Here is a 16087-nt window from a genome sequence, read left to right on the forward strand (position 1 = left end):
CCGCAGAGCTGATGGAATTCCTCGACTACGCCTTCATGCAGCGGGCGCTGCTGGCCGCCGTACTCGTCGGTATCACGGCCCCCGCCGTCGGCATCTACCTCGTGCAGCGCCGCCAGGCCCTGATGGGGGACGGAATCGGCCATGTCGCGATGACGGGTGTCGGCCTCGGTTTCCTGCTGAACACCTCGCCGGTGTGGATGGCGATGGGCGTCTCCGTGCTCGGCGCGATCCTCATGGAACTCATCCGCTGGTACGGCAAGACACGCGGCGACATCGCCCTCGCGATGCTCTTCTACGGCGGTATGGCCGGCGGCGTGATGTTCATCAACCTCGCGCCGACGGGTTCCAACGCCAACCTGACCTCGTACCTGTTCGGCTCGCTCTCGACGGTCAGCGAATCCGACGTGACCGCGATCTGCGTCCTCGCGGCTTTCGTGGTGTTGGTCACCCTCGGTCTGCGCCGGCAACTCTTCGCCGTCAGCCAGGACGAGGAGTTCGCCCGGGTGACGGGCCTGCCGGTGCGGGCCCTGAACCTGCTGACGGCGATCACGGCGGCGGTCACGGTGACCGTCGCGATGCGGGTCGTCGGGTTGTTGCTGGTCAGCGCGCTGATGGTCGTTCCCGTCGCCGCCGCCCAGCAGCTCACCCGGAGTTTCGCGGCGACCTTCGCGGTCGCCGTCGCGATCGGAGTGTCCGTGACGATCGGCGGCACGGTGACCTCGTACTACCAGGATGTGCCGCCTGGTGCGACGATCGTATTGCTGACGATCGGGGTGTTCATCGCGCTGACCGCGCTGGCGACCCCGCTGGCCCGCCGCCGAGCCCGTGCGGCGACCGCCGCGGAGACGGCCCCGGACCCGGCGGAATGTGTGATTCCGGCCAGCCGTGAGGGGGCCGACAAGGCCGGTGTCTGACCGCGCACAGTCCGGACTGGCACAATGGCCCGGCAATGCGCAGACGTGAGGAGACAACGGTGACGACGGCCGGCCCGCCCGTTAAGGGACGATCCACCCGCCAGCGTGCCGCGGTGGCGGCGGCGCTGGACGAGGTCGACGAGTTCCGCAGTGCCCAGGACCTCCACGACATGCTCAAGCACAAGGGCGACTCGGTGGGGCTGACGACCGTCTACCGCACCCTCCAGTCCCTGGCGGACGCCGGCGAGGTCGACGTCCTGCGTACGTCGGACGGCGAGTCGGTGTACCGGCGCTGCTCCACCGAGGACCATCACCATCACCTCGTCTGCCGGGTCTGCGGCAAGGCGGTGGAGGTCGAAGGGCCGGCCGTGGAGAAGTGGGCGGAGGCGATCGCTGTGGAGCACGGGTTTGTGAACGTGGCTCATACGGTGGAGATCTTCGGCACGTGTGCGGAGTGCTCCGCGGTTGTGCAGAAGTAGGTTCGGTTCGTTGCTTTCTGCGGGTGCGTTGTGGCTGGTCGCGCAGTTCCCCGCGCCCCTTAGGGGCGCGGCATCGCACCGGAATCCGCCAGGCCCCCTCGATCGGGCAGGCGGCTTGTCCGGTACCTTCGCGCGGTGGCAGTTGGCAGCGAGACAGAAGATCAGCTGAGCGGCGCCTCCCTGGGGCGGGAGTTTCGGTGGTTGTGGGCGGCCTACGCCACGAGTCTGTCCGGTACGTGGTTGGCGTTTGACGCGTTTCCGTTGATCGCGGTTCTCGTGCTGCAGGTGGGGCCCGCGCAGGTGTCGTTGCTGGCCGCTGCCGGGCTGGCTGTCGGGGCGGTGGTGGCGGTGCCGCTCGGGCCCTGGATGGAGTTCCGGCGGAAGCGGCCGGTGATGGTCGCGATGGACCTCGTCCGGTGCGGGGCGATGCTCAGCATCCCCGCCGCCTACGCGCTCGGCGTGCTCTCCTTCTGGCAGCTCGTGGTGGTGGCCGTCATTGTCGCCGCTGCCGACATCACCTTCACCGCGGCCAGCGGGGCCTGCCTCAAGGGGCTCCTGCCGCCCTCCCAACTCCTCGTCGCCAACGGGCGGTTCGAATCCACGATGTGGACCGCGAGCGTGGTCGGGCCACCGCTGGGCGGGGCCGCCATCGGCCTGCTCGGGCCGGTGACCACGGTGGTGGCGAACGCGGTGAGCTTTCTGCTGTCGGCGGCCGGTATCCGGGCGATGGGTGGGCAGGAGCCTCGTCCGGTACGGGTGGAGGCGCGGGCCGACGGGTGGCGTCCGCGCGCCGGTGACCTGGTCGACGGGTGGCGGTTCATCCTGGCCGATCCGGCGCTGCGGCCCCTGTTCCTCAACACCGTGCTGGTCAGCGGGCTCATCATGGCGACGGCGCCACTGATCGCCGTCCTCATGCTCGGTAGCTTCGGCTTCGCGCCCTGGCAGTACGCGCTCGCCTTCGCGGTGCCCTGCCTCGGCGGTCTCATCGGTTCACGCCTGTCCCGGCCGCTCGTGGCGCGGTACGGCCGGCGCAGGGTGATGCTCACCGCGGGGACGCTGCGGGTGTGCTGGCCGATCGGGATGGTGTTCGTGCACGGCGGCACGACCGGGCTCGTCCTCGTGATGGTCGTGCAGTTCGGGCTGATCACGAGCATGGGCGTCTTCAACCCGGTGTACGCCACCTACCGGCTCCAGCACACCCCGGCGGACCGGGTCGCCCGCACCCTCTCCGCCTGGGCGGTGTCCAGCAAGCTGACCGTCGCGGCACTGACGGCCCTGTGGGGGCTGCTGGCGGCCCTCACGACGCCCCTGACCGCCGTCGGTGCCGCGGGCGTCCTGATCCTCGCAACTCCGCTGCTGCTGCCCCGCGACGGAGACTGACGCACCGAGGCCTGCCTGGGGGCACTGGGCACACACCGACTGACTTGTCCCGCAAAAGATCTTCGAATCGAGCTGGATGGGTCGGTCGCTGTGGAACCCGTTCGTTTATCCGGCGAGGGTGAGGTTGTGCAGGCGGGCTATGCCGAGCATGGCGTGGTGGACGCCGTCGCCCTTGAGGCGGCAGCCGCGGAGGATCTTCCAGGTCTTCATTCGCGAAGGTGTGCTCGACGCGGGCGCGGACCTGTATGTGCGAGCGGTTGTGCTCCTGCTGCCAGTCGGGGAGTTCCTCGCCATTGCGGCGGCGATGAGGCATGACGAGCCCGGTTCCCGGACGGCCGCCGTCGGCGATCGTCATCGTCCTCCCGACAGCGGCTTGGACGCCGGATTACTACCACCTGGTGGTTGGTGGAGTATCTGTAGTTCTTGGACTGCTCGGCGATCGTGTGGTCGCGGGTGGGTACCAGGGTGCCGTCCACGGTGAGCACGGCGTCTCTCGCGAAGCGGCGCCGTCACCAGTTTCGTGAACGGGCGCGGGCTCAGCCCGGAGAACGGGAATGTCCAAGACGGCTCCGAGGCCGTGATCACAGAGAGCGGGGTCCGGACACGAAGGCAAGGACGTCGCGGACCGCTTCACGCAGGCTGCCGAAGTGACGATGCACGCCGTCCACCGCCGCAGGGGCGTTGACACCCCACACCGTCATCCCGGCACGCAGCCCGGACTCCACCCCGGAAGGGGCGTCCTCGATGACCAGACAGTCCTCCGGTTTGGCACCAAGTCGCGCGGCTGCCTGCAGATACGGCACCGGCGACGGCTTGCCTTCCTCCACGGCGGCCGCATCCACGAGGACCTCCGGGACCGGCAAGCCCGTCCGTGCGAAACGTCCACGCACCCGGTGCTCATAGTTCGAAGTCACCAGTGCCCATGACCCAGGCTGCAGAGCACTCAGCAACTCCGAGGCGCCACCGAAGGCCTTGTAGGCGCCGGAGCGGACGTCGTCGTCCTCCAGCTCGTGCAATGCAGCAAGACACTCCCCGGGGTCCTGGTCCGGAGCAACCTGCGCGAAGGTCTCCATCGGCCTCGTCCGCAACGCCACTCGATAGACCTCATCGGGGTCCAGTCCGTATCGCTCTGCCCACGTTCGCCAAACCAGGCGCTGATTGTCCACGGCATCGATCAACGTGCCATCGACGTCAAACAGGACATACCTCATCGCACCGGACTGGCCGGGTTCACTGGTCACGCTTCGATCATGCCATCAGGCCCTGAGCAGGCAGTTTTCGGGACAGGTGTTAATCCTGGCGCATTACGTCGCCAGCCGGAACACCTTGGAAGCGGCGAAGGCCAGCATGTCCAGCGGCTCCCAGAGATTGGTCCAGCGGTTCAGAGAAACCGGCAGGTGCACGGGCACGCTGCCTCCGTACGGAGGCAGTTGCCCACCTCTGGGGTCGCAGACATGGAAGAAGGCCGCCTGGGAGCCGAACGTGACCAGGGATCGGTCCACAACGGCACGGTGGCGGTGGCCATGTCGACGGCGATGACACCGCCGAGACTGTGGGCCACGATGCGCACCGGACGGTCAGGGCTGCGCCCGAGGTCAGGGTGCACCTCGTCGATCACCTGGCGTACGCGGGCGTGGACGGCATCCTGGTGGCGTTGGTAGACGAGCACGTCGCCGAGGAAACGCGTGGTGCCGGGCCCGAAGCGGCTCCGTACGGCGTGGTTCAGCCGCGCGCCCATCGCCTGAACAACTGCGCCCGCAACACGGTCCAGGTCGTCCAGTCGACGCCGCACCAGGGAACGGAGGCGGTTGTGACCGTCGGACTCACCATCACGCAGTCCGTCGTACGAGTCGTCCCAGGGGGTATCGATTTCGTCCAGGAGCGAATGCGCCAGAGAGCGCCCGGTCTCACGCAGCAACTGCAGGTTGTCGGTGCGACGGAGCCATTCGGTGTCGGCCATGCTTGCCTCCTCGCGCGTCCGGTCCGGCGGTGCGACGGCGAGCCACCTCAGGGAGCACACCTGCGTGTGGCCCGCCAACTGCGCTCCAGCCGCTTCTCAGTCCCCGGTGTTGCCCTTCATGTCCCGTTCCATTTCCAGCAGTTGCTCATTCGGAACCGCGCCGCCGAACCGCCGGTCACGCGAGGCGAATTCGACGCAGGCGCGCCACAGGTCGCGGCGGTCGAAGTCCGGCCAGAGAACGTCCTGGAACACCATTTCAGCGTAACTCGACTGCCAGATCAGGTAGTTGGAGATACGCTGCTCGCCGCTCGGGCGGAGGAAAAGGTCGACGTCCGGCATGTCCGGGTAGTAGAGGTACTTCTGGATGGTCTTCTCGGAGACCTTGTCGGGGTCGAGCCGGCCGGCGGCGACATCGCGCGCCATCGCCTTTGCGGCGTCGGCGAGTTCGGCACGGCCGCCGTAATTGACGCAGAAGTAGAGCGTCATCGCGTCGTTCTTCTTGGTCTGTTCCTGAGCGACCTGGAGTTCCTGTACGACGGACTTCCACATCTTGGGCATACGCCCAACCCACCTGATACGGATACCGAGTTCGTCCATTTCATCCCGCCGCCGCCGGATGACGTCGCGGTTGAAGTTCATGAGGAAGCGGACCTCTTCCGGGGACCGCTTCCAGTTCTCGGTGGAGAAGGCATAGAGGGAGAGATTCTTGACGCCGAGTTCCAGGCATCCCTTGAGGACGTCGAGGACGGTGCCCTCACCGACCTTGTGCCCCTCGGTACGCGGCAGGCCACGCTCCTTGGCCCAGCGACCGTTGCCGTCCATGACGATCGCCACATGGTTCGGTACCAGCTCGCCGGGGAGCTTCGGCGCGGTGGCGCCGGACGGGTGCGGTTCCGGCGTCTTGTACTCGCGGCGCCGGCCCCCCAGGATTCCGCGTACGACCATGTGCTTCTCGTCTCCTTGTGACTTCTGCCGACTTCTACCGACTGCTACTGCCTGGCTTGCTTGCTTCTAGGCCTTCTCTTAGGCCTTCTCTACGTAGCGCAGCGAGCGCAGCCCGCGCTCCAGATGCCAGTGCAGGTAGGCGGACACCAGCCCGCTGCCCTCCCTGACATGGCGCGGCTCGCACGCGTCCGCGGTCGCCCAGTCGCCCGTCAGCAGCGCGCCGAGCAGTTCGAGGGCCTGGGGAGAGGGTACGACGCTGCCGGCCACCCGGCAGTCGACGCAGACGGAGCCCCCGGCGGACACCGAGAAGAACCGGTTCGGTCCGGCCATGCCGCACCGCGCGCAGTCGCTGAAGGTGGGCGCGTACCCGTTGACGGCGAGGGAGCGCAGGAGGAACGCGTCGAGGATGAGGTGGGGCTCGTGCTCGGCCCGGGCGAGGGTGCGCAGCGCGCCGACGAGCAGCAGATACTGCTGTACGGCGGGCTCACCCTCGTGGTCGGTGAACCGCTCCGCCGTCTCCAGCATGGCCGTCCCGGCGGTGTACCGGGCGTAGTCGGTGACGATCCCGCCACCGTACGGAGCGATGGTCTCGCTCTGCGTGCACAGCGGCAGCCCGCGTCCGACGAGTTCACTCCCCCGCGAGAAGAACTGCACGTCGACGTGGGAGAACGGTTCGAGCCGGGCCCCGAACTTGGACTTGGTCCGCCGCACCCCCCGGGCCACGGCCCGCACCCGCCCGTGACCGCGCGTGAGCAGCGTGATGATCCGGTCGGCCTCACCCAGCTTCTGGGTGCGCAGCACGACACCGTCATCACGGAACAGACTCATGGGGTCATTGTCGCGTACGGAACGGGGGGCCAGGACGGGGGCGGTATTTCTTGAGTTTTCTTGGGACGCGGACGGGGACGGCACCTCTTACCGGTGAACGGGGCCGGATTCGCCTGTCGGTGGCCGGCCTACCGGCGAGGCTCGGGGCATGAGCCCTGAACGTACGCCCCCTGGACGCGCCGCGAAGATCAAGGCCGGCTTGGCAGCGGCGGAGGAAGCCATGGCCCACCTCCCCCCGCCGACGCCGGAGGAGCAGGCGTGGGTGGACGACCTCATGGAGCGCGTCACCCTGCCCGTTCTCATGACCGCCGAATCGCCCGACGAGGCCGAGACACTCGCCGCCGTACGTATGCGCCGCCTCTCCGAACTACGTGAGCGGCTGTGCGTGACGCAGGCAGACGTCGCCCGGGCCCTGGGCGTCACCGAGGACCACGTCTCCCGCATCGAGCGCGGCGAACTGGAGCGCAGCGAGGTGGACACGCTCGCCGCCTACGTACGGACCCTCGGCGGGCGGCTGAAGATCGTCGCCGAGTTCGGGGACGAGCAGTACGTCCTGGGGTGACCGACCCCACCCGCCAGGCCTCGCAGGGAACCCCTAGGGAACCTCACCGCGGCTGCGTGCGTTCGCGTACGCCGTGGCCGCGCTGATGCGTTCCGTCGTGGTGGCGGGCCGGAGGCCGGTCGGGGCCGCGTCCCATTCCCGGCCGCCGCCGTACGACCTGAGCTGGACGTAGGTTCCCTCGTGCCCCATGACGATGCCCACCTTTCCGGTGCGGGTGTCCATGACGTACGAGCCGATGGTCGGCCGCGCCGGCTTTCCCTGGCTCCCCGACTTCGCCGGCCTCATGTCGTTCATCGCAGCGCCGCCACGATCCTGGCCGCCGTCTCGACGTTGCAGCGCCCCAATTCGATGAGCGGACAGGGCGCTTCCCGGGCGACACTCGCCGCGTCCAATCGGAGCGACGGCAAGGTAATCCCGGCGCTTTTCAACGCCGCCCGCAATTCCTTCACAGTTTCCTCCGCCTCTTCGACGCATCCCGCCGAGTGTCCCGTCTGACGTGCCGTCACCGTGCTCCCCTGACTTATCGAGTTTCACTCTTCGCACTTCTACGATGACGCGGTGTGCCTACACTCGGAAGGCTCTGGGCGCAGCAACGGTGGTGCAGCAGAAGGGGGTTCGGCCATGGCCAATGGTTCACATGGCTCGCATGGTTCACAGAGGCAGGCGGCTTGGGAGTTCTTCGGTACGGAGTTGAAGCGGCGCAGGGAAGAGGCCGCGTTAACTCAGGTGGAGTTGGGGGCGCTTGTCTTCGTCTCCGGGGGCTACATCGGACAGTTCGAACAGGCCATTCGTAAGCCTCAGTTGGACGTGGCGGTACGGATTGACGACATCCTACAAACCGCCGGTTTTTTCGAGCGTACCTGGCGCAAGCTCATCGACGACAAGCGGTACGCGGATTACTTCGCGGAGGTTGTGGAGCTTGAGCGAACGGCGACGAAGATCTGTGAGTTCGCCCCGACGGTGATCCCCGGCCTGCTACAGACGGCCGCGTACGCCCAGGCAGTCACACTCGCGGCCAACCCCTTCGTCACGGACGAGTACGTGGACGAAAAGGTGGGCGCCCGGCTGGAACGGTCGCGCATCCTCAAGGACGCTACAAGGCCCGAGTATTGGGCGATCCTGCACGAGAACACCCTGCGTACGCCTGTCGGCGGGCCGGCAGCGATGGCCAAGCAGCTGGAGCACATCGCGACGCTCATGCGGGAGCGAACGGTACTGGTACAGGTACTGCCGTACTCGGTTGGGGCGTACGCGGTCACCGCCGGGGACCTGCGGCTCATGGAGTTCGAGGACGCTCCACCAACCCTCTATACAGAGACGGCGTTTACGGGTGACCTGCTCGACGATCCAACGGTGGTGAAGCGAGCACAGCGCGCATACGATCTGCTCAGGGGCGCCGCGCTGTCGCCGGAGGCGTCCCTCGCCCTGATCGAGTCGGCGGCTGAGGACTTCAGACGATGCGCGAGTACGACCTGAGCAACGCCCGCTGGCGCAAGAGCACGTACAGCAACGGCGAGGGCGGCAACTGCGTCGAGGTGGCGTACGACTTCATCGGCGCCGCCCAGTGGCGTAAGAGCACGTACAGCAACGGCGAGGGCGGGGACTGCGTCCTCGTAGCCGACGGAGTCCCCGGTGTCGTGCCCGTCCGGGACAGTAAGGTCTCGGACGGGCCCGTGGTGCTGGTCGGGGCGGGGGCCTGGGCGGAGTTCGTCGGGTCCGTCGCCTGAGGTCAGCGCACTGGGAGCCGTACCGGGGCGATGAGCGCTCCGCGCTCCGGGCCGGAGCCGACGACCGAGAAGCAGACCTCGTCCTGCGGAGCGATCGTTTCCGCGGTGAGGTCGGCGTGCAGCAGGGCGATTGTAGAGACCGCCGCCGTGTTGCCGAGGGTGCGGACGTGCGTGGGCGCCTGCTCGGCCGGGATGCCCATCTCCTCCCGGAAGGCATCGACCAGGACAGGACTGGCCTGGTGCGTGTACAGCCGGGTCACCTCCTTGAGGTAGCCGGGGCGGGCGTCCTCCAGCGCCTCGTGGTTCAGGGTCATGCCCCGGCTGTAGTAGCGCCGGATCTCGGGTGAGTTCATGCCGTACCCCGACAGTTCGCAGGAGCCCGGGGAGCCCGCCGGGTGCCTGCTTCCCCCGCCCGGGTAGTGGATCAGGGGGTCGGCGAGCCCGGGCTCGTTCCCGAACGACAAGCTGTCCCGCGAGTACAGCACCAGCCCGTCCGACTCCTCGCTGCGCCGCAGGACGAGTGCCGCCGCGCCGTCCGAGAAGAGCGCCGGGGACGCCCAGAGGTTCTTGCCGTACGGGTGGAGAGGGTTGTCGGAGTAGTGGGGCAGCAGGGCGCCGTCCGCGCCGGTACTGATCCGGCTCGTGACGTTGTAGGCGACGACCAGGGCCCGTTCGGTGCCGGTGGCCGCCACGACCGCCGCCGCACGCGCCAGTCCCGCACACCCCGCGCCGAGTTGGACCGGCGGTACGTGGTCCGGGATGCCCAGCACACGCAGCAACGTGAAGGCGTCCTGGTCGAGCATCACCTCGTAGGCACCCTCATCGACGCGGCCCGGGCCCGCGCCCGCCGCTACACGGCCGGTCCGTCCGACGCCCTGGCAGCCGCCAAGCGCGCGACGGACGCCGCCCACGAAGGTCCCCTCGACCACGGCCTGGACCTCGAACTGGCCCTTTTCACCCCGCTGCTCACACCGAAACATTCCGGACAGCCTGAAGCATCAGGGACACCGGGAGCCCCCGGAGCGCGCACGGCTCACTTCCGAAGCTTCCAGAAGCAGAGATCGCGCGGTTAGGCTCCCCCGGCGCGCGCATGGGGCGCGAGCGCGTGGAGTGGGGGACATCCGAGGTGGGGGACATGACCAACGACATCGACGTACCCAGATCCGCCGAGCCAACTGGAGCGGGTGGAACGGCTGGAGCGGGTGGACCGGCCCGCCCCGAGAAGGGCATGAGCGAGGGCGCGCAGGTCGCAGCGGCACTGATAGTGGTCGCATGCCTCGCGGTGGGCTTCTGGGTGATGGCGAAGTACGAGCCCGATCCCAAGGACAGCCCACCCGCCTCGTGCTCCCGCTCGGACGACGACGTGCCGCTGTCGAAGCCCGTCTCCGGTGTGCAACTGTGCGAGGCGCTGAACCGCCCGGATCTGCCGACGCTCCTCGGCACGCCCGACGACCGCGTGTGGAGCGCCTCCAGCAACGAAGCCACGTCCAGCGACAAGCAGGACGTCATGTCGACCGACCCCGAGGCCACCGTCCAACTGGAGGGCTACTCGGTGAAGCTCACGGAGGCCAAGGACATCACGGTCGCCGACATAGCCGACTCCGAGTTCCTGTCCGTGTCGGGAGAGCGGAAAACGGTCCTGGGCCACACGGCGTTCCTCTACACGGGCCGGACCTTCGGCATCGTCTTCAAGGACGGAAAGGGCTCCAGCGGCCCCGGCGGCATCTCCCGCAACCTCCTGGTCGCCAAGGACCCCAAGGACGGCGGCGGTACGTACGAGATCTCCATCTGGCGCCAGGACGACCTGCCCCCCGACGGCACGGCACTGCTCTGGCTCGCCGAGCAGGTGCTGCCGACGGTGCCGGGGTGGCCGACGGGCTGAGGGGTCCGTTCCGATCGGTTTCTCGCCCCCGCCGCCCCTACCCGTCCCATCCCTGGGGGCTGCGCCCCCAGACCCCCGCTGTCGACCCTGAACGGGCCTCGTCCTCAAACGCCGGACGGGCTGAAATCCAGCCTCTCCGGCGTCTGAGGAGCGGGGGCACCCTCCGAGGATGGGACGGGGCGAAACTACCTGGGAGTCAGCCGGTCGCCCGGGCGGTCGGCCCTGGGTGGTCGCTCAACCGACCTTGCGCAGTTCCCCGTCGGCGAACACGGCGACCATCACCAGACTGCCGCCCAGCGCCTCGACGTACCGCGCCACGACATCCGTACCGGAGACCTGACCACTCTCGATCTGCGAGACGCGCCCCTTCGTCACGCCCATGCGGTCGGCCACCTGAGTCTGGGTGAAGCCGCGTTCCTGGCGCATCTCGACCAGTCGCCAGGCCCGCGCCTCGGCGAGCATGCGCTGGGCGCCCTCGAGAAACGCGTCCCGATCACCGGCCAGTTCCTCCGCCCGCTCACGATGCCCGGCGTCCGACCACCTGACGTATCCGCTCACTGCTCCAACTCCCTCTTCCGGTCGGCGACATACTCCGCGTACCTCAACTCGGCCAACGGGATCGCCTCGTCGTACCAGACCTGCCAGTTGCCGGCCTTGTCCCCGGCCACCAGAAGGATCGCGGAGCGCCACGGGTCGAACACGAACAGGACACGCACCTCACTCCGACCGGCTGAACCCGGGCGTAGTTCCTTGAGGTTATGGAGGGCCGAGCCCTTGATCCGATCGACGAGGGGACGCCCCTCGGCGGGTCCGTGACAGGCCAGGATCCAGATCGCCTGGTTCACGAGAACGTACGAGGCCGGGTCGGCCTTCTCCAGGTCGTTCAGCCATTGATCCACCTCGTCGGTCAGGTAGACGTCCCACTGCTCTCCCACCTTCAGCCCTTTCGCGAGTTTAGCATTCACTAAACCAACGGGAGGGGAACCCGCAAGGCCGGAACCCGTGAGCTTCACTCGTACGGGACGGATCGCTCTCCTCGCTCAGGGAGCCAGCCGGGCGCCCAGGACCGGTGCGATCGCCTCCGCGTACGCGTCCGAGATGTGGCTGGTGTCTCGGTAGACGACCGTATTTCCCACCAGGACAGGGCAGTTGCCCTCGCTCTCGCCCGGACCCGTGCACAGCCAGGGTGTGGGGTCGATCAGCGTGGCGTGGGACTGCTGCGCCGCTATCCGCGTCGCCGTTCTGCGGGAGTGGTCCCGGATCGCCTCGGGGAGGTGGTGTGTGCAGCGGTCCAGTCGGAGGGAGTACAGGGCGACGCAGTCGACCGCGTCCGTCTTCGGCCAGGGGGTGTCGAGGAGCCCGACGACCCGGGCGCCGGATTTCCCGAGCGCGTCGTACGTCGCACGGAAGCCGTCCGTCCACTGCTGGACGAGGTCGGGCTCCGGGTACAGCGGGTCGCCCGCGTCCGAGGAGGAGACGATCACCAGGTCGGGGCGCAGGGCGTTGATCCTCTCGATCGCCCTGGCCCGCCAGGTGTCGCAGGCCGCGTACGGGCCGTCGAAGCGGCGCAGGGTGACCTTGGCCACCTTGCACGACGCCTTCGTCAGCGACACCAGCTTCCAACCGCGCCCGGCGGCAAGGCGGTTGAGCGCCGGGAACCACTGGGCCGCGTGGGAGTCGCCGAAGAGGACCACGACCTTGTCCGAGGCCCGGTTGCCGTACTCGCACGGCGGGGTGCTCGTGCTGTCGTACGCCACATGGCAGCCGTCCCGGTAGACCGCGGAACGCGCCGACTTGATCTCGGTGAGGGGTGGGGCGAGGTTGCTGGGCAGGCTCCTGGGGGACTCCTCCAGGAGCTGGCGCAGTCGCAGGGCCGGGTTCGGGGCCGTCGTCATCTCCTGCCTCAACTGGGCTGCGGGGCGGCCCGAGTCGAGCGGCGGCGGGAACGCGTACGCCGTTACGGCGATCATCGCCGCGACCGCCGACAGGGCCACCCCGAGCCGCAGAGCGCGCGCGGGGCGGCCACGGAAGGTGGGGTGGAACCGTACGGGGTTCTCCACCAGGCGCAGGGTCGCCCAGGCCAGGAGTAGGGCGATCGCGCAGAGCAGGAGGGCCAGCCGGACGCTGGTGGTCTCGGGGAGTCTGCCGAGTGCCACGGGGCCTATGAGCAGCAGCGGCCAGTGCCACAGGTACCAGCCGTACGACAGGCCGCCCAGCCGGACCAACGGGCGCCGGGACAGGACCAGTTGAGCGCCGTACGGGGAAGGGGCGCAGCCGCCGGCCAGGACGAGGACCGACCCGAGCACCGGCAGGAGCGCGTGATAGCCGGGGAACGGGGTGTCGTTGCCGTACAACACCGCTGAGAGCAAGATGCAGATCAGGCCCGTCCAGCTCATCGGTGCCGCCAACCGGGCGGGCAGCCTGCGCAGTTGGGCGGCGTACAGGGCCAGGAGGGCGCCGGCGCCCAGCTCCCAGAACCGTGTGTGCGAACCGAAGTACGCCCAGGACGGGACGTCCTGCGTCACGGCGACGCTCAGCCCGAACGACAGCAGGCAGAGCACCACAAGCGGCACCGCCAGCAGACCGCGCCCGCCTCCGCCTCCGTGCCCGCGTCCGCGTGCGCGTCCGATCGGGCGTACGAGCCGCCAACTGAGCAGGAGCAGCAGCGGCCACAGCAGGTAGAACTGCTCCTCCACCGCCAGCGACCAGAAGTGCTGGAAGGGGGACGGCGGGCTCCCCTCGGCCAGATAGTCCGTGCCGCCCGCGGCCAGCCGGAAGTTCACCACGTAGAGCGCGCTGCTCAGCGCGTCACCGGCGTACTCCTCGAAGCGGACTTTCGACAGGAACACCCAGGAAGCAACGAGGGTGGCCACGATGACGAGCGTCGACGCGGGGAGGAGGCGGAGGGCTCGGCGGGCGTAGAACCTGCGGATCGACATCCCGTCCGTGGTGGACAGTTCGCGCAGGAGTAACGAGGTGATGAGGAAACCGGAGATGACGAAGAAGACGTCGACGCCGACATAGCCGCCGGTGAACCCCCTGACCCCGGCGTGACTGAGGACGACTAGCGACACGGCCACGGCCCGCAGCCCCTGGATGTCGAGCCGCAGCACGGGGCTCGCGTTCGGTTCCGGATGCATGGGTTCCGGATGCCCGGGTTCCTGCCGCTGCGGTCGTGTCTTCACGCTCATCACAGACGGTCGGCCCGCTCGAACGGTTGTGGCACTCACCATCCGGTCACCAGATATTTTCCGGCGGTCCGCGTGCGCACCGTCCGTGCCCGGGAAGGCCGCCCGAGTGAAATGACCCGTCCGGCACGTTTGCTACGCTCACCGCGCCTCCCGTGGGGGAAGTCCGGTGAGAGTCCGGCGCTGACCCGCAACGGTATGCACGTCCCGGTCCGGTCCTCCGGATCCGGGTGTGCGAGCCCGATCACCCGCGGTGGCACTGCGAACCCCGATGACTGCTCGCCGCGGACTGCGAGAAGGGAACGTACGGCGGGCTCCCCCGCCGTGCCGCCCGGCTTTCCCGCCGGGCCCCTCCTGGTGATGACGAGGCGGCCCGAGGCGAAGGAACCACCCGCCGTGCGCCGAATACCCGTCGTGCCACTCGCCGTGGGGCTTCTCCTGCTGCTCGCCGTCTCCCTGCTGTGCGGGGTCGGGCTCGGGGCGTCCGGGATCGGCTGGGGGCAGGTGTTCCGGTTCCTGTGGGGCGGGATCAGCGGCGGGACCATCCGTGCCGATGAGCTCGCCGCGTACACCATCGTCTGGGAGCTGCGGCTGCCCCGGGTGGTGCTGGCCGCCGTCGTCGGGGGCGGGCTCGCGGCCGTCGGGGTGGCCGTGCAGGCCATGGTGCGCAACGCGCTCGCCGATCCGTTCGTGCTGGGGATCTCCTCCGGTGCGGCGGTCGGGGCCAACGCCGTGATCCTGCTGGGGGCGTTCGCCGGGCTCGGGGTGTGGGCGCTGTCCGTGTCCGCCTTCGTCTCCGCGCTCGCCGCGATGGTCCTCGTGTACGCCGTTGCCCGGTCGGCCGCTCATGGGCTGACGCCGCTGCGGCTGATCCTCACGGGTACGGCACTGGCGTACGGCTTCCAGGCCGTGACCACCGTGATGGTGTTCGGGGCCGCCCGGGGTGAGGCGGCCCGCTCGGCGATGATGTGGCTGCTCGGGAGTCTGGGCGGGGCGACCTGGGCGCAGGTGCCGATCGCCGCCGTGACCGTCGTCGCCGGGTGGGCGTGGCTCGCCCGGCGGGCCGAGTCGCTCAACGCGCTCGCCATGGGCGACGAGACGGCTTCCGCCCTCGGGGTCCAACCCTCCCGGCTGCGGCGGGAGTTGTTCCTCGTGACCGCCGCCGTGACCGGCACCGTCGTCGCCGTGAGCGGGGCCATCGGCTTCGTCGGGCTCATGGTCCCGCATGTCGTACGGATGCTCGTGGGCGCCGATCACCGGCGGGTGCTGGCCGTCGCGCCGATCGTCGGGGCCGTGCTGCTGGTGTGGGCCGACCTCCTGTCCCGGCTGCTTCTCGCACCGGCCGAACTGCCCGTCGGGGTGATCACCGCCGTGGTCGGCGTACCGGCGTTCCTGCTGCTGATGCGGCGCGGCGGCTACGCGTTCGGGGGGCGGTGAACGCGATGCGGCTCGACGTGGAGGGGGTGTCGGTCGACGCGGGGGCCGTTCGGCTCGTCGACGACATCCGGATGACGGTGGCCGGCGGCACCTTCGTGGGGCTCGTCGGGCCCAACGGGAGTGGGAAGTCCACCCTGTTGCGGTGCGTGTACCGGGCGCTGCGGCCTGCGGCGGGGGCTGTCCTCCTCGACGGGAGTGACGTGCACGGCATGGAACCCCGGGCCGCCGCCCGGGTGCTCGCCGCGCTGCCCCAGGAGTCGTCCGCCGAGTTCGACTTCACCGTCGGCGAGGTGGTCGGCATGGGCCGGCTGCCCCACGCGGGGCGTACGGCGGCCGGGGACCGGGAGATCTGCGGCGCCGCCATGGAACGCACGGGCGTCGCCCACCTCGCCGACCGCGGGTTCCTCGCCCTCTCCGGCGGCGAGAAGCAACGCGTCCTCATCGCACGGGCGTTGGCCCAGCAGCCCCGCGTCCTCGTCCTCGACGAACCCACCAACCACCTCGACATCGCCCACCAGTTGGACGTCCTGTCCCTGGTCCGCTCCAGCGGCCTGACCGTCCTGGCCGCCCTGCACGACCTCAACCTCGCCGCCGCGCACTGCGATCTGCTGTACGTCATCGCCGGGGGCCGGGTCGTCGCGTCGGGCCCACCGCACGATGTGCTCCAACCCGGGCTGCTGGCCGAGGTGTTCGGGGTCCGCGCCCATCCCGTACGGCATCCGGAGACGGGCGCCGTACAGCTGCTCTTCGATCTGCTTCCCACGTCGTCCTCTTAAGGAACTGCC

The 16087-nt window shown here is 69.1% G+C and carries 19 protein-coding genes, 1 pseudogene and 1 riboswitch; of the genes and pseudogenes, 9 read left to right on the plus strand and 11 right to left on the minus strand.

What is annotated here, in order from left to right; translation table 11 throughout:
- The first annotated feature begins 11 nt into the window (after positions 1-11).
- The 3 genes from ACH4TV_RS04310 to ACH4TV_RS04320 all read left to right on the plus strand — a co-directional run bounded on the left by ACH4TV_RS04310 (position 12) and on the right by ACH4TV_RS04320 (position 2773).
- The gene (locus tag ACH4TV_RS04310) at positions 12-914 is read left to right on the plus strand and encodes a metal ABC transporter permease (RefSeq protein WP_398394056.1); all 903 of its coding nucleotides are present in this window, start codon (positions 12-14) and stop codon (positions 912-914) included.
- Between the two features lie 59 nt (positions 915-973).
- Positions 974-1393, plus strand: a complete 420-nt coding sequence (locus ACH4TV_RS04315; protein WP_398394058.1) for a Fur family transcriptional regulator — start codon at positions 974-976, stop codon at positions 1391-1393.
- 135 nt (positions 1394-1528) lie between these two features.
- Entirely contained in the window at positions 1529-2773 is a 1245-nt protein-coding gene (locus tag ACH4TV_RS04320) for an MFS transporter (protein ID WP_398394060.1), read from the plus strand.
- A 105-nt stretch (positions 2774-2878) separates the two neighbouring features.
- Here ACH4TV_RS04320 and ACH4TV_RS04325 read toward each other — a convergent pair.
- From ACH4TV_RS04325 to recO, 5 genes and pseudogenes are all read right to left on the minus strand, one after another.
- Positions 2879-3282 (minus strand): annotated as a pseudogene (locus ACH4TV_RS04325) (transposase family protein); the annotation flags it as partial.
- Between the two features lie 72 nt (positions 3283-3354).
- Positions 3355-4014 carry an HAD-IA family hydrolase gene (locus ACH4TV_RS04330; protein WP_398394062.1) on the minus strand — a complete coding sequence of 220 codons (660 nt, stop codon included), beginning with the start codon at positions 4012-4014 and terminating at the stop codon, positions 3355-3357.
- 140 nt (positions 4015-4154) lie between these two features.
- A complete protein-coding gene (locus ACH4TV_RS04335; protein ID WP_398394064.1) occupies positions 4155-4733 on the minus strand; it encodes a hypothetical protein in 579 nt (192 codons plus the stop codon).
- Positions 4734-4829: 96 nt separating this feature from the next.
- The gene (locus ACH4TV_RS04340; RefSeq protein WP_398394066.1) at positions 4830-5678 is read right to left on the minus strand and encodes an isoprenyl transferase; all 849 of its coding nucleotides are present in this window, start codon (positions 5676-5678) and stop codon (positions 4830-4832) included.
- Positions 5679-5756: 78 nt separating this feature from the next.
- Complete coding sequence (gene recO, locus ACH4TV_RS04345) at positions 5757-6506, minus strand: DNA repair protein RecO (protein ID WP_398394068.1); 750 nt, start codon at positions 6504-6506, stop codon at positions 5757-5759.
- A 148-nt stretch (positions 6507-6654) separates the two neighbouring features.
- On the opposite strand from recO, the gene ACH4TV_RS04350 reads away from it, so the two are divergent.
- A complete protein-coding gene (locus ACH4TV_RS04350) occupies positions 6655-7068 on the plus strand; it encodes a helix-turn-helix domain-containing protein (RefSeq protein ID WP_398394070.1) in 414 nt (137 codons plus the stop codon).
- A gap of 33 nt (positions 7069-7101) precedes the next feature.
- Here ACH4TV_RS04350 and ACH4TV_RS04355 read toward each other — a convergent pair whose 3' ends face one another.
- Positions 7102-7353, minus strand: coding sequence for a hypothetical protein (locus ACH4TV_RS04355; protein ID WP_398395350.1), 252 nt, complete (start codon positions 7351-7353; stop codon positions 7102-7104).
- A gap of 5 nt (positions 7354-7358) precedes the next feature.
- Positions 7359-7574: a hypothetical protein gene (locus ACH4TV_RS04360; protein ID WP_398394072.1), complete on the minus strand. Its 216-nt coding sequence runs from the start codon at positions 7572-7574 to the stop codon at positions 7359-7361.
- A gap of 115 nt (positions 7575-7689) precedes the next feature.
- On the opposite strand from ACH4TV_RS04360, the gene ACH4TV_RS04365 reads away from it, so the two are divergent.
- Positions 7690-8544, plus strand: coding sequence for a helix-turn-helix transcriptional regulator (locus ACH4TV_RS04365; protein ID WP_398394074.1), 855 nt, complete (start codon positions 7690-7692; stop codon positions 8542-8544).
- Positions 8526-8795 carry a DUF397 domain-containing protein gene (locus ACH4TV_RS04370; RefSeq protein ID WP_398394075.1) on the plus strand — a complete coding sequence of 90 codons (270 nt, stop codon included), beginning with the start codon at positions 8526-8528 and terminating at the stop codon, positions 8793-8795. The genes ACH4TV_RS04365 and ACH4TV_RS04370 overlap by 19 nt, the downstream gene beginning before the upstream one ends.
- Positions 8796-8797: 2 nt before the next feature.
- On the opposite strand, the gene ACH4TV_RS04375 is transcribed toward ACH4TV_RS04370, so the two are convergent.
- The gene (locus ACH4TV_RS04375) at positions 8798-9775 is read right to left on the minus strand and encodes a 3-oxoacyl-[acyl-carrier-protein] synthase III C-terminal domain-containing protein (RefSeq protein WP_398394077.1); all 978 of its coding nucleotides are present in this window, start codon (positions 9773-9775) and stop codon (positions 8798-8800) included.
- A gap of 155 nt (positions 9776-9930) precedes the next feature.
- On the opposite strand from ACH4TV_RS04375, the gene ACH4TV_RS04380 reads away from it, so the two are divergent.
- Positions 9931-10677 (plus strand): DUF6215 domain-containing protein, encoded by a 747-nt coding sequence (locus ACH4TV_RS04380; RefSeq protein ID WP_398394079.1) that lies wholly within the window; start codon positions 9931-9933, stop codon positions 10675-10677.
- A 234-nt stretch (positions 10678-10911) separates the two neighbouring features.
- Here the strand turns inward: ACH4TV_RS04380 and ACH4TV_RS04385 are convergent, their stop codons facing one another.
- The 3 genes from ACH4TV_RS04385 to ACH4TV_RS04395 form a co-directional block, all read right to left on the minus strand.
- Complete coding sequence (locus ACH4TV_RS04385; RefSeq protein ID WP_398394081.1) at positions 10912-11235, minus strand: helix-turn-helix domain-containing protein; 324 nt, start codon at positions 11233-11235, stop codon at positions 10912-10914.
- Complete coding sequence (locus tag ACH4TV_RS04390; RefSeq protein WP_398394083.1) at positions 11232-11612, minus strand: type II toxin-antitoxin system RelE/ParE family toxin; 381 nt, start codon at positions 11610-11612, stop codon at positions 11232-11234. The genes ACH4TV_RS04385 and ACH4TV_RS04390 overlap by 4 nt, the downstream gene beginning before the upstream one ends.
- Positions 11613-11717: 105 nt before the next feature.
- The gene (locus ACH4TV_RS04395) at positions 11718-13817 is read right to left on the minus strand and encodes an acyltransferase family protein (protein ID WP_398394085.1); all 2100 of its coding nucleotides are present in this window, start codon (positions 13815-13817) and stop codon (positions 11718-11720) included.
- A gap of 175 nt (positions 13818-13992) precedes the next feature.
- Positions 13993-14136: riboswitch (cobalamin riboswitch) on the plus strand.
- 89 nt (positions 14137-14225) lie between these two features.
- On the opposite strand from ACH4TV_RS04395, the gene ACH4TV_RS04400 reads away from it, so the two are divergent.
- A complete protein-coding gene (locus ACH4TV_RS04400; protein WP_398394087.1) occupies positions 14226-15302 on the plus strand; it encodes a FecCD family ABC transporter permease in 1077 nt (358 codons plus the stop codon).
- Between the two features lie 5 nt (positions 15303-15307).
- Positions 15308-16078, plus strand: a complete 771-nt coding sequence (locus ACH4TV_RS04405; RefSeq protein WP_398394089.1) for an ABC transporter ATP-binding protein — start codon at positions 15308-15310, stop codon at positions 16076-16078.
- The last annotated feature ends 9 nt before the right edge of the window (positions 16079-16087 follow it).

The organism is Streptomyces sp. NPDC020898 (assembly GCF_044333925.1).
Taxonomy (GTDB): Bacteria; Actinomycetota; Actinomycetes; order Streptomycetales; family Streptomycetaceae; genus Streptomyces.